The 25,375-nt window shown below is 72.4% G+C and carries 17 protein-coding genes and 1 tRNA gene; 15 read left to right on the forward strand and 3 right to left on the reverse strand.

Going from position 1 to position 25,375, the window contains the following annotated elements; all coding sequences use genetic code 11:
• The 11 genes from ACWEMJ_RS08855 to ACWEMJ_RS08905 all read left to right on the forward strand — a co-directional run bounded on the left by ACWEMJ_RS08855 (position 1) and on the right by ACWEMJ_RS08905 (position 18,090).
• Positions 1 to 438 (forward strand): acyl-CoA thioesterase, encoded by a 438-nt coding sequence (locus ACWEMJ_RS08855; RefSeq protein WP_452136276.1) that lies wholly within the window; start codon positions 1 to 3, stop codon positions 436 to 438.
• Positions 439 to 667: 229 nt separating this feature from the next.
• Positions 668 to 2,392 (forward strand): putative Ig domain-containing protein, encoded by a 1,725-nt coding sequence (locus ACWEMJ_RS08860; protein WP_452136277.1) that lies wholly within the window; start codon positions 668 to 670, stop codon positions 2,390 to 2,392.
• Positions 2,393 to 2,560: 168 nt separating this feature from the next.
• Positions 2,561 to 3,823 (forward strand): MFS transporter, encoded by a 1,263-nt coding sequence (locus tag ACWEMJ_RS08865; protein WP_452136278.1) that lies wholly within the window; start codon positions 2,561 to 2,563, stop codon positions 3,821 to 3,823.
• On the forward strand, positions 3,820 to 7,155 hold the full coding sequence (locus ACWEMJ_RS08870) for a type I polyketide synthase (RefSeq protein ID WP_452136279.1): 3,336 nt from the start codon (positions 3,820 to 3,822) through the stop codon (positions 7,153 to 7,155). The genes ACWEMJ_RS08865 and ACWEMJ_RS08870 overlap by 4 nt, the downstream gene beginning before the upstream one ends.
• Positions 7,152 to 15,095 (forward strand): MupA/Atu3671 family FMN-dependent luciferase-like monooxygenase, encoded by a 7,944-nt coding sequence (locus tag ACWEMJ_RS08875; RefSeq protein ID WP_452136280.1) that lies wholly within the window; start codon positions 7,152 to 7,154, stop codon positions 15,093 to 15,095. The genes ACWEMJ_RS08870 and ACWEMJ_RS08875 overlap by 4 nt, the downstream gene beginning before the upstream one ends.
• Before the next feature lie 365 nt (positions 15,096 to 15,460).
• Positions 15,461 to 15,691: a hypothetical protein gene (locus tag ACWEMJ_RS08880; RefSeq protein ID WP_452136281.1), complete on the forward strand. Its 231-nt coding sequence runs from the start codon at positions 15,461 to 15,463 to the stop codon at positions 15,689 to 15,691.
• Complete coding sequence (locus ACWEMJ_RS08885) at positions 15,672 to 16,190, forward strand: DUF6879 family protein (protein ID WP_452136282.1); 519 nt, start codon at positions 15,672 to 15,674, stop codon at positions 16,188 to 16,190. Before ACWEMJ_RS08880 ends, ACWEMJ_RS08885 begins: the two co-directional genes overlap by 20 nt.
• The gene (locus tag ACWEMJ_RS08890) at positions 16,187 to 17,026 is read left to right on the forward strand and encodes a helix-turn-helix domain-containing protein (protein ID WP_452136283.1); all 840 of its coding nucleotides are present in this window, start codon (positions 16,187 to 16,189) and stop codon (positions 17,024 to 17,026) included. Before ACWEMJ_RS08885 ends, ACWEMJ_RS08890 begins: the two co-directional genes overlap by 4 nt.
• 89 nt (positions 17,027 to 17,115) lie before the next feature.
• The gene (locus ACWEMJ_RS08895) at positions 17,116 to 17,442 is read left to right on the forward strand and encodes a hypothetical protein (RefSeq protein ID WP_452136284.1); all 327 of its coding nucleotides are present in this window, start codon (positions 17,116 to 17,118) and stop codon (positions 17,440 to 17,442) included.
• Positions 17,435 to 17,743 (forward strand): hypothetical protein, encoded by a 309-nt coding sequence (locus ACWEMJ_RS08900; RefSeq protein ID WP_452136285.1) that lies wholly within the window; start codon positions 17,435 to 17,437, stop codon positions 17,741 to 17,743. Before ACWEMJ_RS08895 ends, ACWEMJ_RS08900 begins: the two co-directional genes overlap by 8 nt.
• Complete coding sequence (locus tag ACWEMJ_RS08905) at positions 17,740 to 18,090, forward strand: hypothetical protein (RefSeq protein ID WP_452136286.1); 351 nt, start codon at positions 17,740 to 17,742, stop codon at positions 18,088 to 18,090. The genes ACWEMJ_RS08900 and ACWEMJ_RS08905 overlap by 4 nt, the downstream gene beginning before the upstream one ends.
• Before the next feature lie 572 nt (positions 18,091 to 18,662).
• Here the strand turns inward: ACWEMJ_RS08905 and ACWEMJ_RS08910 are convergent.
• Positions 18,663 to 18,747 (reverse strand) — tRNA-Leu (locus ACWEMJ_RS08910).
• Between the two features lie 247 nt (positions 18,748 to 18,994).
• Between ACWEMJ_RS08910 and ACWEMJ_RS08915 the strand changes: the two genes are divergently transcribed.
• The 3 genes from ACWEMJ_RS08915 to ACWEMJ_RS08925 all read left to right on the forward strand — a co-directional run bounded on the left by ACWEMJ_RS08915 (position 18,995) and on the right by ACWEMJ_RS08925 (position 22,030).
• Positions 18,995 to 20,317, forward strand: a complete 1,323-nt coding sequence (locus tag ACWEMJ_RS08915) for a M20/M25/M40 family metallo-hydrolase (RefSeq protein WP_452136287.1) — start codon at positions 18,995 to 18,997, stop codon at positions 20,315 to 20,317.
• A gap of 193 nt (positions 20,318 to 20,510) precedes the next feature.
• The gene (locus ACWEMJ_RS08920; protein ID WP_452136288.1) at positions 20,511 to 20,753 is read left to right on the forward strand and encodes a chaplin; all 243 of its coding nucleotides are present in this window, start codon (positions 20,511 to 20,513) and stop codon (positions 20,751 to 20,753) included.
• 368 nt (positions 20,754 to 21,121) lie between these two features.
• Positions 21,122 to 22,030: a chaplin gene (locus tag ACWEMJ_RS08925; RefSeq protein WP_452136289.1), complete on the forward strand. Its 909-nt coding sequence runs from the start codon at positions 21,122 to 21,124 to the stop codon at positions 22,028 to 22,030.
• 149 nt (positions 22,031 to 22,179) lie between these two features.
• Here the strand turns inward: ACWEMJ_RS08925 and ACWEMJ_RS08930 are convergent, their stop codons facing one another.
• On the reverse strand, positions 22,180 to 22,389 hold the full coding sequence (locus ACWEMJ_RS08930) for a DUF5703 family protein (RefSeq protein WP_043912690.1): 210 nt from the start codon (positions 22,387 to 22,389) through the stop codon (positions 22,180 to 22,182).
• Positions 22,390 to 22,744: 355 nt separating this feature from the next.
• Here ACWEMJ_RS08930 and ACWEMJ_RS08935 point away from each other — a divergent pair, with 355 nt between their 5' ends.
• The gene (locus tag ACWEMJ_RS08935) at positions 22,745 to 23,347 is read left to right on the forward strand and encodes a hypothetical protein (RefSeq protein WP_452136290.1); all 603 of its coding nucleotides are present in this window, start codon (positions 22,745 to 22,747) and stop codon (positions 23,345 to 23,347) included.
• Positions 23,348 to 23,506: 159 nt separating this feature from the next.
• On the opposite strand, the gene ACWEMJ_RS08940 is transcribed toward ACWEMJ_RS08935, so the two are convergent.
• Positions 23,507 to 25,375 (reverse strand): helix-hairpin-helix domain-containing protein (locus tag ACWEMJ_RS08940; protein WP_452136291.1); only part of this gene is annotated, 1,869 nt, incomplete at its 5' end.

The raw sequence follows: 25,375 nt of genomic DNA on the forward strand, positions 1-25,375 counted from the left end.
GTGGCAGATCAGACCGCAGCAGCTGTGATGTCCGCCGCAAAGCCGGTGGAGGCGTCGCAGGTGACGCTCGCGCACATCATGAGCGAGCACGACACCAACCTCTACGGCACCATCCACGGCGGCGTGGTGATGAAGCTCATCGACGACGCCGCCGGCGCGGCCGCCGCCCGGCACGCGGAGGGTCCGGCCGTCACCGCCTCGGTGGACCGGATGGACTTCCTGGCCCCCGTCCGGGCGGGCGACCTGCTCACCGCGCACGCCGAGCTGGAACGGGCCGGCCGCACCTCGATGACCGTCCGGGTCACCGTCTCCGCCGAGCGCTGGAACGCCGCCGGCCCGCTCACCCGGGTCGCCACCGCGCGGCTCACCTTCGTGGCGATCGACGCCGAGAGCCGTCCGCGCCCCGTCCCGGCCCTGCTCGCCCCCGCGGCCGCCTGACGATCCGTCGCCCTCCCGTGTGCCCGCAGCGCCGTCCGACCCGGTGCTGCGGGCACACGGCTGTCCGGCGGCGCTACGTGATCACTCTCACGCCGGACAAATCGCCCCATCGCGGACGGCGCGTGATCGACATGTTCCGTTCAAGCTCCGATTACCCCACCATGGCAGCGTGTGCCCGCCTACGCGCGTAGCGCACCCCATGGTTCCTGTGGTTCGAGGAGATTGACAGATGATCAGAACGTGGAAGGCCGCCCGTCCGCTGGCCCTCGCCGCCGCCGCGCTGGTGGCGGCGGCCGGTGCGAGCGCCGTCCCGCAGCACGCCCACGCGGCCGGCCCCGAGGCCGCCCCCCGGGCCGCCGCGGCCGCCGCCCCCAAGCGTGTGCTGTTCGACAACTCCAAGGCCGAGACCGCGGGCAACGCGGACTGGATCATCTCCACCAGCCAGCCCGACCCGCTGGCGCAGAACGCCAACCCGACCTCCGAGACCAGCTGGACGGGCGCCATCTCGGCCTGGGGCGTGGCCCTGCAGAAGGCCGGCGGCTACAGCCTCAAGACGCTGCCCGCCGGCAGCACCATCACCTACGGCACCGGCGGCGCGCTCGACCTCGCCAACTTCGACGAGTTCGTGCTCCCCGAGCCCAACGTGCGCCTCAGCGCCGCCGAGAAGACCGCCGTCATGACCTTCGTGCAGAACGGCGGCGGGCTCTTCCTGATCTCCGACCACACCGTCAGCGACCGCAACAACGACGGCTGGGACTCGCCGGCCATCATCAACGACCTGCTGACCAGCAACGGCGTCGACAACACCGACCCGTTCGGGTTCTCCGTCGACCTGCTGAACATCACCACCGACAACCCGCGGGCGATCTCCTCCGCCGGCGACCCGGTCCTCAACGGCCCGTTCGGCACCGTCACCGGCTCCATCATCCGCAACGGCACCACCTTCACCCTCAAGCCCGCCGACAACCCGAACGTCAAGGGCCTGCTCTACCGCACCGGTTACAGCGGCAACACCGGCGCGGCCTTCGTCACCTCCACCTTCGGCAAGGGCCGGGTCGCGATCTGGGGTGACTCCTCGCCGGTCGACGACGGCACCGGCCAGTCCGGCAACACCCTCTACGACGGCTGGAACGACCCGGCCGGCACCGACGCCGCGCTCGCCCTCAACGCCACCGCGTGGCTCGCCCAGGGCGGCTCCACCGGCAGCACCGGCTCCGTCACGCTCACCAACCCGGGCGCCCGCACCGCCACCGTCGGCACCGCGACCAGCCTGCAGCTGTCCGCCACCGACACCGCCGGCGGCACCCTGACCTACGCCGCCACCGGCCTGCCCGCCGGGCTCACCGTCAACCCCGCCACCGGCCTGATCAGCGGCACCCCGACCGCCGCCGGCGCCTCCACCGTCACCGCCACGGCCACCGACTCCACCGGCCCGTCCGCGACCGCCACCTTCAGCTGGACGGTCGGCACCGGCGGCGGCAGCACCTGCACCGCCGCCCAGCTCATCACCAACCCCGGCTTCGAGACCGGCAGCACCTCCGGCTGGACCGAGACCAACAGCGGCGGCTCCTCCACCATCAACAGCAGCAGCAGCGAGCCCGCCCACACCGGCAGCTACGACGCCTGGCTCGACGGCTACGGCGCCACCAACACCGACACCCTCGCCCAGACCGTGACGCTGCCCGCCGGCTGCGCCGCCTACAACCTGAGCTTCTGGCTGCACATCGACAGCGCCTCCTCCACCACCACGGTCTTCGACACCCTCACCGTCACCGCCAACGGCACCACCCTCGCCACCTACAACAACACCAACGCCGCCGCCGGCTACCAGCAGCGCACCTTCAACCTCGCCGCCTACGCCGGCCAGAGCGTCACGCTGAAGTTCACCGGTGCGGAGGACTACACCAAGCAGACCTCGTTCGTCCTCGACGACATCACGCTCAACGTCTCCTGACGCCCCGTCGAAGACCCCGCGGGCCGGTTCGCCCGGCCCGCGGGGCTTTACCTCGCCCAGAGATTCCGAGCCGTTTTGTGAAGGTCTTGCCATGAGGATCTTCACCTTCCTAGACTGCGGAATCCATGGCCGGACGCGTCCATGTCACGCGCTTGGGGGAGGGCCGAGGTGAAGCGTTTCCGCCTGCTTGTCGCGGGCAACGCGGTTTCCGCGTACGGCAGTTATCTGAATATGGTCGCGCTCAACGTTTTCGTGTACCACCTGACGGGCAGTGCCCTGACGGCCGGTCTGTACATGGCGGTGCGACTGCTGACCAGTGTCGCCTCGGGGGTCGTCGCGGGCGCCCTGGCGTCCCGGATCCCGCGCAAGCGGCTCATGGTGGGCTCGGACCTCACCCAGGCCGCCGCGCTGGTGACGCTGCTGCTGGCGCCGTCGGGCGCGCGGGTCGCGGTGCTGTTCGCGGTCGCCGTGGTCGCGGGCGCCTGCTCGACGGTCTCCGGGGTGTCGCTGCGCAGCGCGGTGCCCGAGATCGTCGGGGCGGAGCTGCGGACCAGGGCCAACAGCCTGCTGGCGACCGGCCGTTCGCTGGCGATGGTGGCCGGGTTCGGCTCCGCCAGCGTGATCGTCGCCCAACTCGGCTACCGCTGGGCGTTCGCGCTGGACGCGCTGACCTTCCTCGTCTCGGCGAGCGTCCTGCTGTCGCTGCCGATCCGCACCGAGGCCGCGCCCACCGGCGACGCCCCGGCGCCCGCCACGAAGGAGCGGCCGGCCGGCGGACGGTGGGCCACCCTGGTGCTGCTGCGGTCGATGCCCGTGGTGGCCGTGATGGTCCTGGTCCGGGCGGTCGACGGCCTCGGCTCCTCGTCCCACAACGTGGCCCTGCCGATCTACTCCGACGCGCTCGACCCCGCCCACCCGGCCGCGTTCATCAGCCAGTTCTGGGCGACCTGGGCGATCGGCAACATCGCCATGCAGCAGATCCTGTCCCGCTGGACGTCCCGCACCGGCCGCAGCCCGGGGGAGCGGATCTTCGCGCTGGGCGCCTGCGTGATGTCGGCCGCGTTCATCCTGGTCTTCGCCGGGCTGCCGACCGCCCTCGCGGTGGTCGCGGCCCTGGTGGCCGGCATGGCGGACGGCCTGACCGAGGTCGCCTACGTCTCCCGGCTGCAGACCGTCCCGGACGCGCAACGGGCGCGGCTGTTCGGCCTGTCGGCGTCGGTGGAGAACCTGGGCTTCGGCCTCGGCATGATCCTCAGCGGCGCGCTGCTGGAGCAGTTCTCGCCGCTGGCGGTGGTGGGCGGCTTCCACGGCCTGGCGATCCCGCTCTGCCTCGGGTTCCTGCTCCTGCTGGTGCGGGGCGCGACGCGCGCACGCGGGGCGGCGGAGGCGGCCGACGACCGGATTCCCGCAGCCGAAGGAGAACGGGTATGACCGCCCCCGCCGCCCGCGAGGGCACTGCTCCCGCCGCCCGCGAAGCCGTCCCCGCCGACCGCCGGGTCGCCGTCATCGGGCTCGCGCTGCGCCTCCCCGGCGCCGACACCCCGGACGCCTTCTGGCGGGTGATTCGCGACGGCGAGGACCGCGTCCGGCATTTCGCGGACGAAGAGCTCGCCGCCGCCGGAATCCCGGCCGAGAAATACCGGGCCCCCGACTTCGTGGGCGCGAGCGCCGTCCTGGACGGCGACATCTCGCAATTCGACGCCGCGTTCTTCGGCATGAGCGGCCGGGAGGCCGCGCTCACCGATCCGCAGCACCGCCTGTTCCTCGAAGTCGCCTACCACGCACTGGAGAACGCCGGCTACCCGAAGGAGCGCCCGGGCACCCGCGTCGGCGTCTACGCCAGCACCGGCTACGAGCTGTACTCGCTGCAGACCTACCTGATCAACAACGTGCTCCCGGGCGCGCTCGGCGAGGACTGGCTGTCGCGCCTGCAGGTGCTGATCGGCAACTACCCCGACTTCACCGCCACCCGCGCCTCGTTCCGGCTGGACCTGACCGGCCCGTCCTTCAACATCCAGAACGGGTGCTCCAGTTCGCTGGTCGCGGTGCAGACCGCCGCGCAGGCGGTGCTGTCCGGCGAGAGCGACCTCGCGCTGGTCGGGGCGGCGGCCGTGCACACCCCGCAGGTGCTGGGCTACCAGTACGTCAAGGGCTCGATCCTGTCGAAGACCGGCCGGGTGCGGGCGTTCGACGCCTCGGCCGACGGCACGGTCGGCGGCAACGGCGTGGTGGCGATCGTCCTCAAGCGGCTCGACCGGGCCCTCGCCGACCGGGACACCGTCCACGGCGTCATCAGCGGCTGGGGCGTCAGCAACGACGGTGCCGCCAAACACACCTACACCGCGCCCAGCCCGGCCGGCCAACAGGCCGCGATCCGAAGGGCGTTGGAGAGCAGCGGGATCAGCGCGGACGAGATCGGGTTGCTGGAGACGCACGGCACCGGCACGCTCAAGGGCGATCCGATCGAGTTCGACGGCGCCACCGCCGCGTTCCGCGTCGACACCGACCGCACCGGCTACTGCGCGATCGGCTCCACCAAGTCGAACATCGGCCACCTGGACGTCGCCTCGGGCCTGGTCGGCCTGATCAAGGCGATGCTCGCCGTGCGCCACGGAGTGATCCCGCCGATGGCCAACTTCGAGCAGCCCAACCCGGGCATCGACCTCGCCGCCAGCCCCTTCTACATCCCCCGCGAGGCCCGGCCGTGGCCGCGCGACGGCCGCCCGCGCCGGGCCGGCGTCACCTCGCTGGGCGTCGGCGGCACCAACGCCCACGTGCTGCTGGAGGAACCGCCGCCCACGCCCCGCGCGAGGGACGAGGACGCCCACTCCGCGCCCGGCGTGCTGCTGGTCTCCGGACGCGACCCGCAGGCGCTCAGCGCCAACGCGCGCGCCCTGCGCAACCACCTGCGCCGGCACCCGGACGCGTCGCTGCCCGACCTGGTCACCACCGCCGCCCTCGGCCGCACCCACGGACGCCACCGGCTCGCCGTGCGCGGCGACAGCCCGGCCGCGCTCGCCGACGCGCTCGACCGCGCACTGACCGGCCCGGCCCCCGCGGCCCGCGGGCGCGGCCCGGTGTGGTCCGGCCTCGCCCCGCGCGAGGGCGCCACCCCGGTCGGCTTCCTGTTCGCCGGCCAGGGCAGCCCGTTCCGCGGCATGGCCGCCCCGTTCGACCGGCGGTTCCGGGCGGTCGCGGACGTCCTCGACGCGTGCGAGGCGCAGTACCGCCGGGAGTACGGCACCCCTCTGCTGGACGCGTTCCGCACCGGCCGGGCCGCCGACGGCCACGAGACCTGGCCGACCGCCCTCGCGCAGCCCGCCCTGTTCGCGCTCCAGACGGCCCTCACCCGGATGTGGCAGCAGGCCGGCATCCGGCCCGCCACCGTCGCCGGGCACAGCGCGGGGGAGTACGCGGCCCTGGCCGCCGCCGGGGCGCTCACCGTCGAGGACGGCCTGCGGCTGACCGCCGAACGCGGCCGGCTCATGCAGGCCTGCCCGCCCGGCGCGATGGTCGCGATCGCCGCCGACCGCGCCACCGCCGACCAACTCGCCGCCGCGGTACCGGGGTTGGAGGTGGCCGTCGCCAACGGCGAGCACGCGCACGTCCTGGGCGGACCGGTCGAGGCGGCCGAGAAACTCGTCGCACTGCTCGCCGAACACGGCATCCCCGGCGAATGGCTCCCCGTCGACCGCGCCTTCCACACCGCACTCACCGAACCGGCCCTCGACGCGTTCCGCACCGTACTGGAGCACACCGCGTTCCGGCCGCTGACCGTCCCGTTCGTGAGCGGGCTGGACGGCGCCGTCCGCCCCGTCGGCTGGGTGCCGGACACCGACTACTTCCTGCGGCACACCCGCGAAACGGTCCGGTTCGACGCCGTCCTCGCGACGCTCGGCGAACACGCCGCCGGCGAACCCGTGCTGCTCGACCTCGGCCCGCACCACACGCTCGGCGCCCTCGCCAGGCGCGCCCTGCCCGGCGCCACCGTCGCCTCGGCGACCCGCCGCGGCGCGGGCATCGACCCCCTCTGGTCCGCGGCCGCCGCCCTGCACTGCGCAGGCGCACCCGTGGACTGGCACCACCTGCTGGACGGCACCCCCGGCGGCCGCACCCCGCTGCCCGCCTACCGCTTCCAGCGCCGGCACTACTGGACAGGCCCCGCACAGACGATCAGCACCTTCGGTGAACCAACGGAAGACGAGGACGCAGTGGAACCGAGCAACACGGGCACCATCACCGCCGACGACGTACGCCGCCACATCGTCGACGTGACGGCCGAGCACTTCGGCGCGGAGCCGGGGGCGGTGACCGACGACACCTCGTTCTTCGACCTCGGCGCCGACTCGCTCCAGCTGATCCACCTGCTGCGACTGATCGAGCAGGAGCACCGGGTCAAGGTCGCCATGCGCGAGCTGTTCGAGGAGGCCGGGACGCCGCGCCTGCTGGCCGAGCTGATCGTGGGCCGGATCCCGGGCGCCCCGGCGCCGGCCGCCGCACCCGCCGTCGTTCCGGCTGCTGCCCCTGCTGCTCCCGCGCCCGTCGTCCCTGTCGCTCCTGTGCCTGTCGCGCCCGTCGCCCCCGCCGCTGTGGACCCGTCCCCGGCGTACGCGACGCGCCAGGAGGTCGCGGACCTGGCCCGGCAGATCCAGCAACTCACCCAGATCCAGCTCCAGATGATGACGCAGCTCTCCGACCTGGTGACCCGCCAGCTCGCCGCCCTGCCCGGTGGCACCTCGACCGCGCCCGGCGGTGGCCGATGATCGCGCCGCAGCCACCGGACGCCCTCGCGGCCGCCACCGCCGCCGCCGACAGCGACCTCGCCGAGATGGCGGAACTCTCCCGGCGGATCGCCGAGCAGCTCGCCGGGACGGCCCCGGCGGCGCCGTCCGGCACCGCACCGGCGATGCACGGCCCGCGGGTGGCCGTCGACCGCGGCTCCGGCATGGTCAGCGGCACCGGGCCCGACAGCCGCAAGCGCCACCTGGACGACCTCGTCCGCCGGTACACCGCGAAGACGGCGACCTCGAAGGAGCTGGCGCAGCGCCACCGCCGGGTCCTGGCCGACAGCCGGGCCGTCGTCGGCTTCCGCTCCAGCACCAAGGAGATGCTGTACCCGATCGCGGCACGCGGCGCGTCCGGCGTGTCGATCACCGACATCGACGGCAACCGGTACACCGACATCACCATGGGTTTCGGCGTGCTGATGTTCGGCCACGAGCCGCCGTTCGTCCGCGAGGCCGTGCGCGAACACCTGTCGCGCGGCGTGCAGTTGGGCCCGCGCAACGCCGAGACCGGCGAGGCCGCCGAACTGCTCGCCGAGATCACCGGCATGGAGCGGGTGGCGTTCGCCAACTCCGGGACGGAGGCCAACTCGGCGGCGATCCGGCTCGCCCGCGCCGCCACCGGCCGCCGGAAGATCGTCACCTTCCACGGCTCGTACCACGGCCACGCGGACAACGTCCTCGGCCGCGCGGCGCACAAGGGCGAGGGGCGCGCCACCGCCCCCGTCTCCATCGGCATCCCGGACAGCGCGGTCGCCGACCTGCTCGTCCTCGACTACGGCGACCCCGCGTCGCTGCGCGTCATCGAGGAGCAGGCCCAGTCCATCGCCGCCTGCATCGTCGAACCCGTGCAGAGCCGCCACCCGTCCCTCCAACCCGTCGAATTCGTCCGGGAGTTGCGCGAACTCACCCGGCGCCACGGCATCGTCCTCATGTTCGACGAAATGCTCACCGGCTTCCGCCCGGCCCTGCGCGGCGCCCAGGAGCTGTACGGCGTCACCCCGGACCTCGCCACCTACGGCAAACTGCTCGGCGGCGGCTTCCCGATCGGCGCCATCGCCGGCCGCGCCGACATCATGGACGGCGTCGACGGCGGCCACTGGAACTACGGCGACGCGAGCTACCCGCCCGGCGAGACCACCTTCTTCGGCGGCACCTACATCCAGCACCCGGTCTCCATGGTCGCCGCCCGCGCCGTCCTCACCCACCTCAAGAACGAGGGCCCCGCCCTCCAACAGCGCCTCAACGCCCGGACGGACCGACTCGCCGCCGACCTCAACGGCTTCTTCGAGGCCGAGGAATTCCCGCTCCGGCTCGCCCACTTCGGCTCGATGTTCCGCTTCGAACACCGCGCCGACATGGAACTGCTCTACCACCACCTGCTGCTGCGCGGCGTCTTCGTCTGGGAGTGGCGCAACTTCTTCCTCTCCACCGCCCACACCGACGACGACCTCGCCACCGTCACGGCCGCCGTCCGGGACTCCCTCCACGACCTGCGCAACGCCGGCTTCTTCCCCACCACCCGCACCCCGGCACCGACCGGAACGGCGCCCCGGGCCACCCCTACACCGGCCGTCCAGACGCACGCCGGGCCGCAGGCCCCGGCACCGGTCGGGCCGGAATCCTGCAACGTGCCGACACCGGCCCTGGCTGCCGTGCCTGCCGTAGCAGCCGCTGAGCCGACCCAGGTGGCTTCCCCGGTTGCCAGGCCGGCCACCGCCGTGGCCGGCACAACGACCACTGCGCCGACCTCTCCCTCCGCCCCGACGCCGATCCTGGGCACCGCGACGTCCGTTGCGTCGACACCGGTCGCCACCCCGGACGCCGCTCCGGCCGCCGCGGTGGCCGCCGGGCCGCAGGCCACGGCGACGCTCGGGGCTGCATCCCTTGCCGACCCGACGCCGAATGCGGCTGCTGCGCCCACCGCTGCGCCGACCCCGGTCCCGCCCGCCGCGACGCCCGCCGGGCCGCAGGCCCCGGCGCCGGTCGGGGCGATGCCTCTCTCTGCCCCGGTCGCCGGTACGTCCACTGTGCCGCAGGCCCTGGCGCGGGTCGGGGCGATGTCCCTCTGCGGCCCGGCTGCTGCTGACGCCGGGGCCGCCACCGCCGATGCCCCGGTCGCCGGAGCGCCCGCCGCGCCGCAGAGCCCGGTGCCGGTCGGGGCGAGGCCCCACACTGCCCCGTCCCCGTCGTCCCCGTCCCCGTCTGCGTCCCCGTCCCCCGCCACCGCCCCCGCGCCGTCGGCCGCCCCGCCCCGCGCGGCCGGGGCGGCCGGCGTCGACTTCGGCATCTACTTCTTCGGCGACTACCCCCAGGAGGACGCCCCCCGCCTCGACAAGTACGCCACCATCCTGGAGACCGCCCGGTTCGCCGACACCCACGGCTTCCACTCCCTCTGGATGCCCGAGCGGCACTTCCACTCCTTCGGCGGGCTGTTCCCCAACCCCGCCGTGCTCGGGGCGGCCCTCGCCCGGGAGACGGAGCGGGTGCGGATCAACGCGGGCTCGGTGGTCCTGCCGCTCCACGACCCGATCCGGGTGGCCGAGGAGTGGTCGATGGTGGACAACCTGTCCGGCGGGCGGGTCGGCATCGGCTGCGCCAGCGGGTGGAACGCCAACGACTTCGTGTTCTTCCCGGAGCGCTTCGGCCGCCACCGGGAGTCGATGTTCGAGCAGCTCGCCGACGTCCGGGCACTGTGGCGCGGCGAGGCCCTCAAGCGCACCGTGGGCGACGGCGGCGAGACCGCGATCAGCCTGTTCCCGAGGCCGGTCCAGGAGATGCCGCCGATGTTCACGGCGGTCGTCGGCAACCCGGCGTCCTACGAACTGGCCGCCCGTCACGACCTGGGCATCGTCACCAACCTGATGTCGCAGAGCATCGACCAGCTGCGCGACAACATCGCCCGCTACCGCCGGGCCCGCGCCGCCCACGGCCTCGACCCGGCGGCCGGACGGGTCGCCATCCTGCTGCACACCCTGCTCGGCAGCGACCACGACCAGGCCCGCGACGCCGCGTTCGAGCCCCTCTCGCGGTACATGCGGGCCTCGCTCTCGCTGTTCGGCAGCGTGACCAACAGCCTCGGCTACCAGGTCGACCTGTCCTCGCTCAGCCAGGACGACCAGGACGTGCTGTTCGCCCGCGCCTACCGCCGCTACTGCGACGACCGCGCACTGATCGGCACCGCCGACAGCGTGGCCCCGGTCGTGGACGCCGTCACGGCGGCCGGCGTCGACGAGATCGTGGCGCTGGTCGACTTCGGCGTCCCGGAGGCGACCCTGCGCGCCGGCCTGCCGCACCTCGACGCGCTGCGCCGCTCCCGCACCCGGCCCGCCGCCCCGTCGGCGCCCGCCGCCGCCCGCGAGCCGCAGCAGCACCCCCTCTCCTGCGGCCAGCAGCGGATCTGGATGCAGGAGCGGATCATGCCGGGCGGCACCGCCTACAACGAGTCCAAGGCGCTCCTGCTGGACGGCCCGCTCGACGTCCCCGCGCTCCGCTCCGCCGTGCGTTCGCTGGTGGCCCGGCACGAGAGCCTGCGCACCGTGTTCCGCGAGGACGGCGCGGGCGAGCCCGTGCAGCTCGTCCTGGAGCCGCACGAGCCGGACTTCGAGGTGATCGACCGCTCGGCGCGGACCCCGGCCGGGGCCGACCCGCACGCCGCCGTCCAGGACGTGCTCGACGCGGAGAGCGCGCGCTGCTTCGACCTCGCGGCCGGCCCGCTGTTCGTCACCCGGCTGGTGAAGCTCGCCGAGCAGCGCCACGTCCTGGTGCTGTCGCTGCACCACATCGTGGTGGACGCGGAGTCGGCGTCCGTGATGACCCGCGACCTCTCCGCCTTCTACCGGGCCGCGACGGCCGGCCGGACCGTCCCGGACGGCGAACTGCCCGCCCTCACCGGGTCGTACGCCGACCACGCCCGCGCGCAGCGGGCCGCCGCCGCGAACCCGAGGACCGCCGAGGACCTCGCGTTCTGGCGCGAGACCCTCGGCGGCGAGCTGCCGGTGCTCGACCTGCCCACCGACCGTCCCCGCCCGCCGGTGATGACCTCCCGCGGCAAGGCCGCCTTCCGCACCCTTGCCCCCGAACTCTCCGACGGGCTAAGGGCGTTGAGCCGCAGCAGGCGCGCGACGCTGTTCATGACCCTGGTCGCGGGCTACGCGGCGCTGCTGCACCGCCTCACCGGCGACCAGGACGTGGTGATCGGCACGCCGATCTCCGACCGCCCCGAGGGCTCGGAACACCTGGTCGGCTTCTTCGTCAACACCCTGGCGCTGCGCGTCGACCTGTCCGGCGACCCCGACTTCGGCACCCTCCTCGACCGGGTCCGGCGCACCGCCCTGGACGCCTACGACCACGCCGAGGTGCCGTTCGAATCGGTGGTGCGGGAGCTGGCGCCCAGCCGCGCCACCGACCGCACGCCGGTCTTCCAGGTGCTCGCCGAGTTCGAGCGGGACGAGCCGTTCCGCCTCGACCTGCCCGGCGTGCGGGCCACCGCCCTGGACGCCGGACCCGACAAGGCCCTCGCCGACCTGTGCGTGTACTTCACCGACGGCGGCCCGGCCGAGGGCATCCGCTGCCACCTGGAGTACAACACCGACCTGTTCGACCAGGCCACCGTCGACGGCTGGTTCACGGCGTTCGCCGACATCCTCCGGCAGGCCGTGGCCGACGACGCCACCCCGCTGTCCCGCCTCACGGCCGCCCCGGCGGCGAGCACCGCCCGGGAGGCGAGCACCGCCCCGGCGGCGGGCACCGCCCCGGCGGCGGACGGCTGGCTGCGCGGCCCGGCCCGCGAGGTGCCCGGGACGACCGTGCACGCCTGGGTCGCCCGCCAGGCCGCCCGCCACCCCGGCCGCCCGGCCGTCGTCGACGGCGAAACCGTCCTCACCTACGGGGAGTTGGAGCGCCGGGCGACCCGCCTCGCCGCAACGATCCGGCACCGGCTCGGCCCGCCGCAGGCCGACCGCCACCGCCCGGTCCCGCTGTGGCTGGACCGCTCGCCCGAGCTGATCGTGGCCATGCTCGCCGTCCTCAAGGCCGGCCACGGCTACGCGCCGATCGACCCGGGCCTCGGCCTCGCCCGCGCCGACGCCGTCCTGGCCGACTGCGCCTCGCCGCTGCTGCTGACCACCGGCGACGCGGCCGCCGCCCTCGACCTGCCCGCCGGCACCACCGTCCTCGACGTCACCGCCGCCGACGACCCCGGCAGCGCCCCCGCGCCCGCCGAGGCCGCCGACCCGGCGACCCCCGACGCCCTGTGCTACGCCCTGCACACCTCTGGAACCACCGGACGCCCCAAGGGAGTTGCCGTCCCGCACCGCAACCTGGTGGCGTTCTGCCAGTGGCACCACCGGCACTTCGAGACCACCACCGAGGACCGCACCGCCCTGCTGTCCAGCGTCGCCTTCGACGGCTCGCTGATGGAGATCTGGCCGACCCTGACGGCGGGCGCCACCCTGGTCGTCGCCGACGACGAGACGCGCAAGGACCCGCTGGCCCTGGCCCGCTGGTACACCGTGCACGGCATCACGTTCTCCTTCCTCACCACGGCCTTCGGCGAGGCGCTGATCGGCCTTGACGAGCGGCGCCAGCCGCCGCTGCGCCACCTGGCCGTCGGCGGCGACGTGCTGCGGGCGCGCCCGCACGCCTCGGCGGCCTACCGGGTCACCAACGTGTACGGGCCGACCGAGACCACCATCCTGTGCACGGTGGAGACCGTCGCGCCCAAGGGCGCCGAGACCGGCCCGATCCCGATCGGCCTGCCCATCGACAACGTCCGGGTGCGGCTGCTGGACGCCGACGGCAGGCCGGTGCCCGACGGCGCGGTCGGCGAGGTGTACGTCGCCGGCGCGGGCGTCGCGCTCGGCTACCTGGACCGGCCGGACGAGACCGCCGCACGCTTCCTGCCCGGCCCGGACGGATTGACGTACCGCACGGGCGACCTGGCGCGGCGCAACCCCACCTCCGGGGCACTGGAGTTCTGCGGGCGCGCCGACGACCAGGTGAAGATCCGCGGGTTCCGGGTCGAACCGGGCGAGGCCACCGAGCAGCTGCGCCGGGTGTGGGGCGTGCGGGACGCCGCCGTCGTCGCCCGCCGCGACGCGCGCGGCGACGCCTTCCTGGTCGGCTACGTCGTCCCGGCCGAGCCGCTGGACGGCGACGACCCGGCGGCGGCCGCCCAGCGCTCGGCCTTCGCCGTCCTCACCGCGGGGGCGCTCGGCCGCCGGGTGCCGGAGTACCTGGTGCCGCGCGCCTGGTCGGTGCTCCCGGCGCTGCCGCTCAACGGCATCGGCAAGCTGGACCGCTCCGCCCTGCCCGAGCCGGACCTCACCGCCCTGCCGACGCCCGCCCCGTCGGCGGCCCCGGCCCCCCGCCCCTCACGGACCCTCGACCGGGTGCGCGAGCTGTGGGCGGCCGAGTTCGGCACCGACCCGGAGGCGATCGACCCCCAGGCGTCGTTCTTCGCCCTCGGCGGGCACTCGATCATCGCGATCCGCCTGGTCAACCGGGTGCGGGAGGCGCTCGGCGTGGACGTCCCCGTCGCCCGGCTCTTCCAGCAGCCCACCCCGGCGGCGATGGCCGCCTTCGTGGACGACTCCGGCCCCGCCGCTCTGAGCGCACCCGCCGCCGTCGCCGCCGACCGACCGCCGCTGACCGTGATCCAGGCCAGGTTCGTCGACCGGATCGGCAAGCTCCCCGTGCCCGAGGTGTTCAACGTCGCGCTGCGGCTGCTGCTCACCGGCCCGCTGGACGTCGCCGCGCTCCACACCGCCCTCACCGGCCTGACCGAACGCCACGAGTCCCTGCGCACCCGCTGCGTGCGCGGCGAACGGATCGAGGACTGGTGGCAGGAGGTGCTGCCCGCCACCCCCGTGCGGCCCCCCGTCGAGGACCTGCGCGGCCTGACCGAGACCGAGCGGGACGCGGAGCTGTCACGGATCAGCACCGAGGCCGCCCGGCACCCGTTCGACATCGAAGCGGGCGCCCGGCCGGCGATCCGCCTGGTCCGCACCGGCGAGCAGAACTGGGCGCTGGTGTTCGTCATGCACCACTCGATGTGCGACGGATGGGCCGTCAGCCTGCTGCTCAAGGACCTCGCGGCGCTCTACCGCGCCGCGCTGACCGGCCAGCCGCACGGCCTGCCGCCGGCCACCCAGCAGATCGCCTACGCCCGCGCCGAACAGGCCCGCAACGCCGCCGACCGCGAGGACGACTACGCCTACTGGGAACGGCAGTTGAAGGACGCACCGCCCTTCACCCACGACCTCCCCCTGGACCGGCCGCGCCCCGAACAGCTCAGCGGCCTCGGGCAGGTCGCGCAGTTCACCGTGCCGTCCGACACCCGGCGCCGCGTCGAGGAGCTGGCCAAGCGGCTCGACACCACCCCGTTCGCCGTCACGGTCACCGCCCTGGGCCACTTCATGAGGGCCCTCAACGGCCGCACCGACCACCTCGTCCAGGTCGCCTACGCCAACCGCACCCGCCCCGAGGAGGAGAACCTGCTCGCCTGCACCGCCTCCTCCCTCCTGCTACGTCTGCGCACCGACCCCGCCACCCCCTTCGCCGACCAGGTCCGGGAGACCGCCCGCACCGCACACGAGGCCCTGGCCCACCTCATGCCCCTCTCCCAGATCGGCCCCCGCCTGCGCGAACGCGGCCACCACCACATCCCCGACCGCCTCGCCCACGGCTTCCAGTACCAGAACTCCCTCGAAACCGACATCGACCTCCCCCACCTCACCACCCAGGTCGAAGACCTCACCGTCCCCGCCGCCCGCGGCGAGTTCAACCTCGGCCTCGTCCCCGCCGGCGACACCTACGCCGGCTACCTCGAATACACCACCGACCTCTGGACCCCCGAAACCATCACCACCTGGACCACCCACTACACAACCCTCCTGCACACCCTCACCACCGAGTAGCGCCCACCGCCCCGGAAAACGCGAAATACCCCAGGAGAACCTGGGGTCTTTCGTCCGGTGTCCGAGGGGGGACTTGAACTCTCGCCTCGGGCACCAGTCTTTGTTAGTTCTGACCTGCGGAAACACCGTTGATCCGCCATCAACTCGGCCACTCGGCCTGTCCACCTGACCTGGGCGTTTCTGACCGTTCCGGACCGCTGTTGGTCATGCGTTGGTCACGTGACCATCCGCCTCTGGCCTGCTGTTGGAAGAAGATCCTTATGCCAACACGGGAATATCGCAGAGTCGGCATAGACAGCCCTGGGCGAGGCTCCCTACCTTCGTACCTGCACGGCTCAACCAGGGCCGATCATTAGGGGGTTGACATGGCTGACAAGCCGGGGCTGACGCGACTGACTGGCCTGGGTAGCGGCGACGGCAGCGGTTCGGGGGAGTGCGGTGCCGACGACTGTCCCAACGTGTATGCGACCGATCGAGGGTCGTTCGTGGTGCAGGGTGACCTCTTCGACGGCTTCAAGCCGCCGGAGGGTGAGGGTCTGGTCGAGATCCCGGAGCACATCTTGAGGGAGGCGTTCCGTGCTCTTGGATGGAAGTGACTGGCGCAAGTACTTCGACGCCATGGAGCGGGATGCGTGGCGATTGGAGACGCACCCCGTCTACACCATGCCGCAAGAAGAGGAAGCCATCCGCCGGTTCCGGGCGGGTGAGCCGGTCACGGCTGCTGACACTGCGGCATGGACCGAGCGACTTGAGGGCTACCGCAGGACCGGGCGGACGGTCGGGCGAGTCCATGTGATTACGCGTCCGCTGACCGAATATCTTCGGTTTGAATTTGCTCACTACCGACACAACGTCGGAGCGGGCGAGGACGTCAGGATCCTCGATTTGACTGACCGGGAGAACCCTGGACTCCCGGAACAGGACTTCTGGATTTTTGATGATTCGCGCGTAGTCCTCATGAACTACCGTTCCGACGGAACTCAGATCAACCGTGAGGTGCTCGACGGAGACCCTCGTCCTTATCTGGAGTGGAAGCAGCTTGCCCTTGCCATGTCGGTTCCATTCCTGGAGTACGTGAAGAGCATGGGTGAGTGACAATAGATCCTGAGCAGCTCGGTCAGTCCAAATCGGACCTGGCCAAGGAGTTGCGAGAACTGCGCAAGCGAGCCGGCCTCACTGGGGTCCGGCTCGCTAGGCTTTGCTCGATGTCTCAGAGCACGATCAGCAAGATCGAGACCGGCAAGAAGATTCCGACGCTTACCGAGGTCGAGCGTATCCTCCGGGCGGTGGGCGCGCCGGCCGATATTGTGGACGAAATATCAGCCCTTGCTCGAAGTGCGAATACGCAGTGGCAGGAAGTCCGGGCGTCGTGGCGACTGGGACTGGAGAAGCGGCAGGCCGAGCTGGCTGCGCTGGAGACCGGAGCTCGTGAGCTACGGTTCTTCCTCCCGGCCATGCTCACGGGACTGCTGGCCACGCCTGAATACGTCAGAGCGAGCCTGGAATACTCACCGGGCGATGTCTCGAAGGCCGTGGCGCGAAAATTGGAGAGGCAGGAAGTTCTCTACGACACTTCGAAGTCCTTCACTTTCATGCTCACTGAGCAGGCTGTGAAATGGGCTGTGGTTGGCCCATCGGCCATGTCTGTCCAGATCGAGCGGCTTGCGGCTCTCTCCAACCTCCCGAACATTCGAATCGGTGTGATTCCATTCGGAGCGCTTCTCAGCCGTGGCCCCATGAACACCTTTACCGTCTATGATGACCGCCTGGCTACCGTTGAGACGTTCACTGGGCGGATGGTATTTCAGGACCCGAGAGATGTGGCGGAGCACCTCGAAGTATTTTCGCTTTATGAGCGTACAGCTGTCTTCGATGAACAGGCTCGTCGACAGCTCTTTGAGTGGGCGGAGATGTATCGAAGAGATCTTTAAGCGATCACCAGAATAATTGCGATCCTGGCTCTCTGACGGTTTTAACCTGGCTTCTCGCCCAGTGAACACCGAGCCATGGAGAGCCAGGAATGTTCGCCGAAGTTGAGAGAGAGCCCGCCGTCGCCGGGCCGCATGTCGTGATGCGCTATGACGTGGTGGAGGTGGACGGCTCGTTCGTCCTCAAGGACCTTCTGTTGGACGGGTACTGCGCTCTGCCGGACGAGTCGGGCCGTGCGGTGCTGCTGAGGTTCGGGAGCGCATACGAGGCGCGCCTGTGGCTGATGCGGGCCGACACCCGCAGGGCATACGCGGCGAGCATGACCAGGATCAGGGCGGAGGCCGGCGAGAAGCCGCGCCCCGAGGACGTGCCGCTGCTGGCCTTCGACCTGTACCTGCCCGGTGATGTGTGTGGGTGAGGTCGGCGTGCCGGATGACCCGCTGGCGAACGATGAATTGCGGGCCGCGCGGGCGAGGGCGGGCGAACTCGCCGCGGAACTTGCCGTGTTGACCCGGGAGCGTCCCTCGATCACGTGGACCCTTGGCGGGGCGGTGCGGGTGTCCGTGCGAGTGCGCGGGGCACCCGACCTGGGCCTGACAGTGGGCCTGCTCGCGGTGCTGAGTCGGGCCGACCGGTTCGGGCACCGGAAGGCCGAGGCATGGCAGCACGTCTGGCTTGAGATCGGCGGAACACCTACGAAGGACGAGGACTGGTCATGACCGCACTGGTCGAGTACTACCCCCGCGAAGCATTCGGACTGGGCCTGCACTGGGAGGCAACCGCTGTGGACGACGAGGACGAGATCCGGGGAGTCGTGATCGCAGCAGCTCAGGACGGTTGGCTCGTCCTGGGGCACATCGAGGACGACCGCCGCCTCTTGCGTCTGCGGCCGGCCGAACTCGCCGGGCTGCGTGACGCGTTGGTGAGCGGGGAGTTCGACCACCTGATGCGCGACCGTCACAAGCACCTGCGACGGCCGATCCTGGACGCCGAGGCGGCGGCGGTGCGGAAGGGCCTTCACCTTCCCTGGTACCGCAGGCTGTTGCGCGCCGTCACCGGCCGCTGAGCAAGTCGCGCCCGACGCCAACGAATGAAGCCCCGACCATCTGGTCGGGGCTTTGTTTGTTGCTGAGTCAGAGCAGTGCGCGGAAGGGGTAGGCGGACAGTGGTCACGCCCGGGGCGCGGCCGGCCGATCGGAGCGGGAGAGGGGCGGTCCTCGGTGAGGGTGTAGACGGTGGCCGGGCGGCCGAGTCCGGAGCGGTCGAGGGTGACGTTCACCCCTGGCAGTGCCCGGGCTTTCTCTGCCAGGCTCGACGTAGACGGCCTGAGCCTCGGGAAGCGTCTCGGAGATGATCCGGGTGTACCGGCGAATGGTCTTCCAGAGCTGTCGGGCGTCGCCCCCGAGGCAGATCGCCCGGTCACGGGCGGTGGCCCAGGCGTAGGCGTCGGTGAGATCCCACCCGGCCACCTTCGGCAAGGTGGCCTCGGGGTCAAGAAGCCGGCGGCGTCCAAATCCAGCCGGATCGGTCTCTCGTCCCTGGTCTGACCAGGGAACTTCCGGGGCTGCTGGTCACCTGGTTGGTCACGCCACAGCCCGGAAACGCAAAAAACCCCAGATAAACTGGGGCCTCTGCTTGTGTCCGAGGGGGGACTTGAACCCCCACGCCCGATAAAGGGCACTAGCACCTCAAGCTAGCGCGTCTGCCATTCCGCCACCCGGACCGGGTGTTGTCGTTGCGGGTTGTTGTCCCGCGCTGACATCGACAACAGTAGCAAAGATCGCCTGGTAGACCCAAAACCGGGGGCGGCGGGGTGGGTGGGGCTTGGAAAGCGGGGGGTGGTGGGGGCCGCGCCCTTGGGGTGGGGCAAGGGGTGGGGGAGGATGGCGGGATGGCGCCCGCGGCTCCCGGTCGGGCCGGGGCGGTGCGGGCCGCAGCCGCGCCGGGCGGGCCGAGGTGAGGTGGGAGCGATGAGTGTGGGCAGCGAGCGCGCGGTGACGGCCGAGTCGGAGGTCGCCGAGATCTGCCGCGACCTGATCCGTATCGACACCAGCAACTACGGGGACGGCTCGGGACCGGGGGAGCGGAAGGCCGCCGAGTACGTGGCCGAGCAGCTCGCCGAGTTCGGGCTGGAGCCGCAGATCTTCGAGTCGGCGAAGGGCCGCGCCTCCACGGTGGTGCGGATCGAGGGCGAGGACCGTTCCCGCCCGGGCCTGCTGATCCACGGGCACACCGACGTGGTCCCGGCCAACGCCGACGACTGGACGGTGCACCCGTTCTCGGGCGAGATCACCGACGGCTGCGTGTGGGGTCGCGGCGCCGTCGACATGAAGGACATGGACGCGATGACCCTCGCCGTGGTCCGGGACCGCCTGCGCACCGGCCGCAAGCCCCCGCGCGACCTGGTGCTGGCGTTCCTCGCCGACGAGGAGGCCGGCGGCACCTACGGCGCCCGGTTCCTGGTGGACCGGCACCCCGAGCTGTTCGAGGGCGTCACCGAGGCGATCGGCGAGGTCGGCGGCTTCTCGTTCACCGTCAACGACCAGGCCCGGCTGTACCTGATCGAGACGGCGGAGAAGGGCATGCACTGGATGCGCCTGACCGTCGAGGGCCGGGCCGGGCACGGCTCGATGGAGAACGACGACAACGCGATCACCGAGCTGTGCGAGGCGGTGGCCCGGCTCGGCCGGCACCAGTTCCCGCTGCGGATCACCAAGACCGTCCGGGCGTTCCTCGACGAACTCTCGGACGCGCTCGGCGTCCCGCTCGACCCCGAGGACATGGACGAGACGCTCCGGGTGCTCGGCGGCATCGCCAAGATGATCGGCACCACCCTGCGCAACACCGCCCAGCCCACCATGCTCGGCGCCGGCTACAAGGTCAACGTGATCCCCGGCCAGGCCACCGCGCACGTGGACGGCCGCTTCCTGCCCGGCTTCGAGGAGGAGTTCCTGGCCGAGCTGGACAGCGTGCTCGGCCCCCGGGTGAAGCGCGAGAGCCTGCACTACGACAAGGCGCTGGAGACCAGCTTCGACGGCGCCCTGGTCGAGGCCATGCAGACCGCGCTGCGCGCCGAGGACCCGATCGCCCGGGCCGTCCCGTACTGCCTGTCCGGCGGCACCGACGCCAAGTCCTTCCAGGACCTGGGCATCCGCTGCTTCGGCTTTGCGCCGCTGCAGCTCCCGCCGGAGCTGGACTTCGCCGGCATGTTCCACGGCGTGGACGAGCGGGTGCCGGTGGACGGCCTGAAGTTCGGCGTCCGGGTGCTGGACCGTTTCATCGACCTGGCCTGAGCGAAGCCTGAGAGAAATCCGCACATCCAGGAAATATGAGAAGCAGTCGAGCGTGAGAGATGGCGATCAGCTGTTCGCTTGATCACTTCAACGGGTGAATGTCGGCCCGGCCCCGCATCCCGGGTGCCGGGCCTTCGTTCATCCGTGTGCAGCCCGGGGGAACGGGCTGGAAGAGACCAGGAGGAACAGACAGATGAAGGCCAAGAAGATCGCTGCCGTTGCCGCCGCCACCGGCGGTCTGCTGCTCGCCGGCGCGGGCGTCGCCTCGGCGCAGGGCGGTGCGCACGCGGACGGTGCCGCGGTCGGCTCCCCGGGCGTGCTCTCCGGCAACCTGATCCAGATCCCGGTGCACGTCCCCGTCAACGTCTGCGGCAACACGATCAGCGTGATCGGCCTGCTCAACCCGGCGTTCGGCAACACCTGCGCCAACGGCTGACGGATTCCGCGAACCCCTGCCCGCCCCCGTCCGACCTCCGGGTCGGGCGGGGGCGTTCGCATGTCCGGGCACTGCTTTTCGGGGGCGATGTTCCACGGTCGCCCCGTCCGAGTGAACGTCGTGGTTCCCGGAATACCGCATACCTCACTCGATCGAATGAACTGCCTGCAACTGGCTCAACCTTCACCACCACGGGTCGTTGAACGTAGTGCTGCCGCAAAGGCGGCACGGAATTCCGACTATCGGATCGATGAGCGGTCCCGGCTGGCGGAATGCGGAAGTCATCGGAAGTCGGTTCACCTGTCCACCGGACAAGAAAACAAGGGGAGTCAATGCACAAGGTCGCCAGGAAAGGCCTCCTCACGGCCATGGCCACCGGCAGCGTGCTGGCCTCGACCGCGGGCTACGCCCACGCCATTGCCGACGCCCACGGCGTGGCCGCGAACTCGCCGGGCGTCGGCTCGGGGAACGCGGTGCAGGTCCCTGTGGAGCTCCCCGTGAACGCGTGCGGCAACACCATCAATGTGATCGGCCTGCTCAACCCGGCGTACGGCAACAACTGCGCGAACCACAGCCCGGCGGCCGGCTCGGCCACCACCACCTCGGGCTCCACCGGCACGCACACCGGGGGCTCGCAGACCGGGGGAGCCCACCACGGTGGCCCGGCCTCGACCGGCAGCGGCGCGAACACCGGGACGAGCACCGGCGGCTCGCACACCGGCGGCTCGCACCCCGGCGGTCCCGCCTCCAGCCCGGTGGGCACCTCCGCGAGCGGCACCTCCGGGGCCGGCTCCGCGGCGAGCGGCACGGCCACCAACTCGCCGGGCGTGATCTCGGGCAACCAGGCGCAGGCCCCGGTCGACGTGCCGGTCAACGCGTGCGGCAACACGGTCGACGTGATCGCCCTGCTCAACCCGGCGTTCGGCAACACCTGCGCCAACACCGAGACCCCGCCGCCGGTGCAGCCGCCCACCCCGGTCACCGAGACCCCGCCGGTCTGCACCCCGCCCGGTGGCGAGTGCCCCCCCGGCACCGAGGAGCACACCCCGCCGCCGAGCACCCCGCCCGGCACGGAGCGCACCGTCGTTCCGGTCGGCGGGCACGGGCTGCCCCCGAGCCCGCAGACCGGCGCCGTGAAGGCCGCCGCGGGCGCCACGGGCCCGCAGCTGGCCTCCACCGGCGCCTCCGGCCTGGAGATCCTCGCCCCGGCCGGCATCCTGCTGCTGCTCGGCGGCGGCGTGCTGTACCGCCGCTCCCGGGTCCTCGCCCGCCGCTGACGCCGAACCCCGCGCCGGGGCCGGACAGTTCGGCCCCCGGAAGCCCCGGAAGCCCCGGAAGCCCCGGAAGCCCCGGAAGCCCCGGAAACGCCCGCGCCCGGGCCGCCCCTCGCCTCGCACGAGGAGCGGCCCGGGCGCGGGCACGCGCGCTACCAGGTGGAGCGGACCTGCCGGATGATGCGCCGCTTCAGTCGGACCGTCCGGCTGCCGTCGGGGTACAGCCGGAGCCGGTCGAGCTCCCACTGGCCGTACTCGGCGTGGTCGGTGAGCAGTTGGCGCGCGGCGTTGCGGGAGGTGCCGCGCGGCAGGCGAAGCGACTGGTACTCGTACTCCGGAAGCCGGACCGGTTTGGTAGGGATCAAGACTTCTCCTCCGCTGCTGTGCTGCCTGCAAGCCTACGGCGCGCCGCCGACCGGTGGCCGCTTCGGGTCCGGGCCGCACCGGGCGGCCGGGACGAGCCTTGCCCGGTTCGGAGCTGACCGTCAATCAGTTTTCCCTTCCGGTACGGATACCCGCCCCGGGCCGCGCCGACGCGCAGCGGGGAGGTCGGAGGAATGCGGTCACGAACCAGCGCCCGGAAGCCCTCGGGGGCTTGAGGAGGCGTGGTGACAGAAGGGTGCGGAACGGACATCGAGGGTGAACTTGCCCGGTTTTAACGGCTGTAGGTGACAACCGCTGTGCGTGTCGTCGCCAGGTGGGGATAGCGTCTGCACCATGTCTGATGCCGCGCAGCTGACCATCACCGAGGTACGGGCCGCCGCAGAGGCGGTCAAGGCCGCTATCGACCGCCACTTGCAGGCCGTCTCCAGCTCCACCGAGCCCGGCGATCCGGTCGTCGTCCACGCGTACGAGGAGCTCGCGGCGGCCGCCATTGCCTACGACCAGATCCTTTACGAGGTCTACGACGAAGTCACCCCTTTCGAGATCCCGGGCGACGAGACCGGGACGGGATACCAGGGGCCCGAACAACCCGAGGCGATCAGTGTGTTGATCCGCCGCGACTACCTGGTCGCCGACCCCAAGCGCCTGCGTGCCCAGGCCGAACGGGTCGACGAGACGCTGACCCCCGGCGGGGGCGGCGAGGCCGAGATGACGGCGGCGATCGGCGTGCTGTTCGGCGAGTACGAGCCGGACGAGATCGCCGCCCGCGCCGAGGAGTTCGGCCTGGAGGAGGGCGACTCCACGCTGTGGGTGTCGGCCACCGACCCGGCCGAGCCCGGCGAGTGGCTCCCGGAGCCGTTCGACGGCGCCGACCCGGAGTTGCTGATCTGCCGATTCGACGTCAGCGAGGTCTACGACGACGAGTTGGACGACTGACCGATCACCTGATCACCCGACCAGAAACACCGGCAGTACCGGCCACGCCGGCAGCACCGGCAGCACCAGCAGTACCGGCAGTACCGGCCACGCCCATGGGGAAGGGCCCGGGACGACGAGCGCGTCGTCCCGGGCCCTTCCCCATGCGTGCGCCGGCCGCTACTGGTCGGTGAGGACCGACCGCAGCCGGGTGGTGCGGGGCGCGGCGGGCCGCTCGGCGACCGCCTGGGCGAGCGCGGGGCCCGCCGCGTGGACCACCGACAGGTGCCGCTCGGCCCGCCCGAACGCCGAGTACACCCACTGCCGGGTCAGCTGCCCGGCCGCGTCCTCCGGCAGCACCACGACCACCGCCGGCCAGCGCCGGCCGACCGCCTGGTGGGCCGTCATCGCCCAGCCGTGGCGCAGCTTGGCGGCCTGCTGCGGGCTGAGCGTGAGCCGCCCGCCGTCGGCCAGCTCCAGGTGCAGGCCGCGCGCGTCGCCGTCCAGCACCCGGCCGGGCAGGTTGACGCCCAGCGCGGGGGAGTGGACCACCCGGTCGCCCGGGTCGAAGCCGCCGAACCGGCCCGGGCCGGGGTTCAGCCTGGCCTTGGCGGCGGCGTTCAGCGCCCGCGTGCCGGCCGGCCCGGCGTGGCCCGGCGTCAGCAGCACCGTCTGCTCGGACGGGATGGACAGGGCGCGCGGGATGGAGTCGGTGAGCAGCTGGACGGCGCGGTGCACGGCCTCGCCGCCGTCCTTGGCGGTGAGGATCACCACCTCCTTGTCGGGGGCGTCCACCGGCTGGAGTTCGCCGATGCCGATGCCCGAGACCAGTTCGCCGATCGGCCCGAAGTCCGGGGTGCGGGAGGCGACCGTCGGGCAGGCCTTGGCGGCCAGCAGGTCGGGGAAGAACCGGCCGGGGCCGGCCGACCACAGGCCGCCCGGGTCGCCGGACAGCACCAGCCGGGTGCCGTCCGCGAGCGCCTCCAGCAGGGTCGCGGCGGTCTCCACGTCCAGCAGCGGGGCGTCCAGCACCACCAGCACGTCCAGCGGCAGGGTGCCGTCCACCGCGCGCGGCAGCTCGGCGCCGTACAGCAGCTCGGCGAGGGTGCCGATCCGCCCGGCGGCGGGGGAGCTCTCCGGGAGCAACGCGGCCAGCGAGTCGCGGCCCTGGCCGGTCCAGGTCGCCGCCCAGGCGCGCAGGCCGAGCCCGGCGGCGGCGTGCAGCAGCGCGGCCGGTTCGGCGCGGGCCGCCTCGCCGCCGGTGTGCAGCGTCAGACCGGATTCGGCGACGGTGCGCACCAGCTCCTGCGCGGACCGGGACGGGGCCGCCGCGGCCGCCGCCTCCCACGCCGCCGGACCGGGCTGCGCGGGGGCGGCCACCGCAGCCTCCCCGTCCTCCGCAGCCCCGCCGTCCGCCGCGTCCTCCCCGCCCTCGGCGGACTCCCCGGTCTCCTCCTCCGCGTCCTCGCCCGGCGCGAAGGTGGACAGCAGCCGGACCAGGCCCTCGCCGAGGCTCTCCTCCGCCAGCGCCAGGCGCTCCAGGGCGAGCAGGGTGCGGACGGGCGGTTCCTCGTCCTCGTCGTGGCTGCCGGGCGGCATCGGCAGCTCCTCCTGGAACGGCATCACCCGCCCGTCCTCCAGCACCGCCTGGAGCGCGCCCGCCGGATCGGGGACGTGCCGGCCGCGCAGCGCCTCGGAGACCTCGCCGAGCTCCTGCGCGGAGTGCCCGCGCAGCGCGGCCTGCTCCAGCAGCCACGTCACCAGCGCCTGGGCGCGCCGAGGGTCGCCGGGCTGCGCGTCGGCACCGAGCAGGCCGCGGGCGAAAGCGTCGGCATGCTCGGGCCGGACGCCGGGCAGCGACAGGACCGCCCACGGGTTCTCGCGCAGCTGCTCGGCCGCGCCCTCGCCGAGCTCGGCGACCGCGACGGGGCCGAGCTGCGCGGGCGCGCCGCCGGCCGACAGCACCTGGTTGACCTCGACCCGCGAGGGCTCGTCCACGAGCACCTTCTGGTTGAAGGAGGTGCCCTGGTTGGAGCGGGTGAACTTGGC

The organism is Kitasatospora sp. NPDC004531 (assembly GCF_053602195.1).

Coding starts and splice junctions, on each gene's coding strand:
- ACWEMJ_RS08935 (WP_452136290.1), top strand. CDS start 22,745: ATGTCTGATGCCGCGCAGCTGACCATCACCGAGGTACGGGCCGCCGCA.
- ACWEMJ_RS08860 (WP_452136277.1), top strand. CDS start 668: ATGATCAGAACGTGGAAGGCCGCCCGTCCGCTGGCCCTCGCCGCCGCC.
- ACWEMJ_RS08895 (WP_452136284.1), top strand. CDS start 17,116: ATGTTCGCCGAAGTTGAGAGAGAGCCCGCCGTCGCCGGGCCGCATGTC.
- ACWEMJ_RS08870 (WP_452136279.1), top strand. CDS start 3,820: ATGACCGCCCCCGCCGCCCGCGAGGGCACTGCTCCCGCCGCCCGCGAA.
- ACWEMJ_RS08905 (WP_452136286.1), top strand. CDS start 17,740: ATGACCGCACTGGTCGAGTACTACCCCCGCGAAGCATTCGGACTGGGC.
- ACWEMJ_RS08925 (WP_452136289.1), top strand. CDS start 21,122: ATGGCCACCGGCAGCGTGCTGGCCTCGACCGCGGGCTACGCCCACGCC.
- ACWEMJ_RS08880 (WP_452136281.1), top strand. CDS start 15,461: ATGGCTGACAAGCCGGGGCTGACGCGACTGACTGGCCTGGGTAGCGGC.
- ACWEMJ_RS08915 (WP_452136287.1), top strand. CDS start 18,995: ATGAGTGTGGGCAGCGAGCGCGCGGTGACGGCCGAGTCGGAGGTCGCC.
- ACWEMJ_RS08920 (WP_452136288.1), top strand. CDS start 20,511: ATGAAGGCCAAGAAGATCGCTGCCGTTGCCGCCGCCACCGGCGGTCTG.
- ACWEMJ_RS08875 (WP_452136280.1), top strand. CDS start 7,152: ATGATCGCGCCGCAGCCACCGGACGCCCTCGCGGCCGCCACCGCCGCC.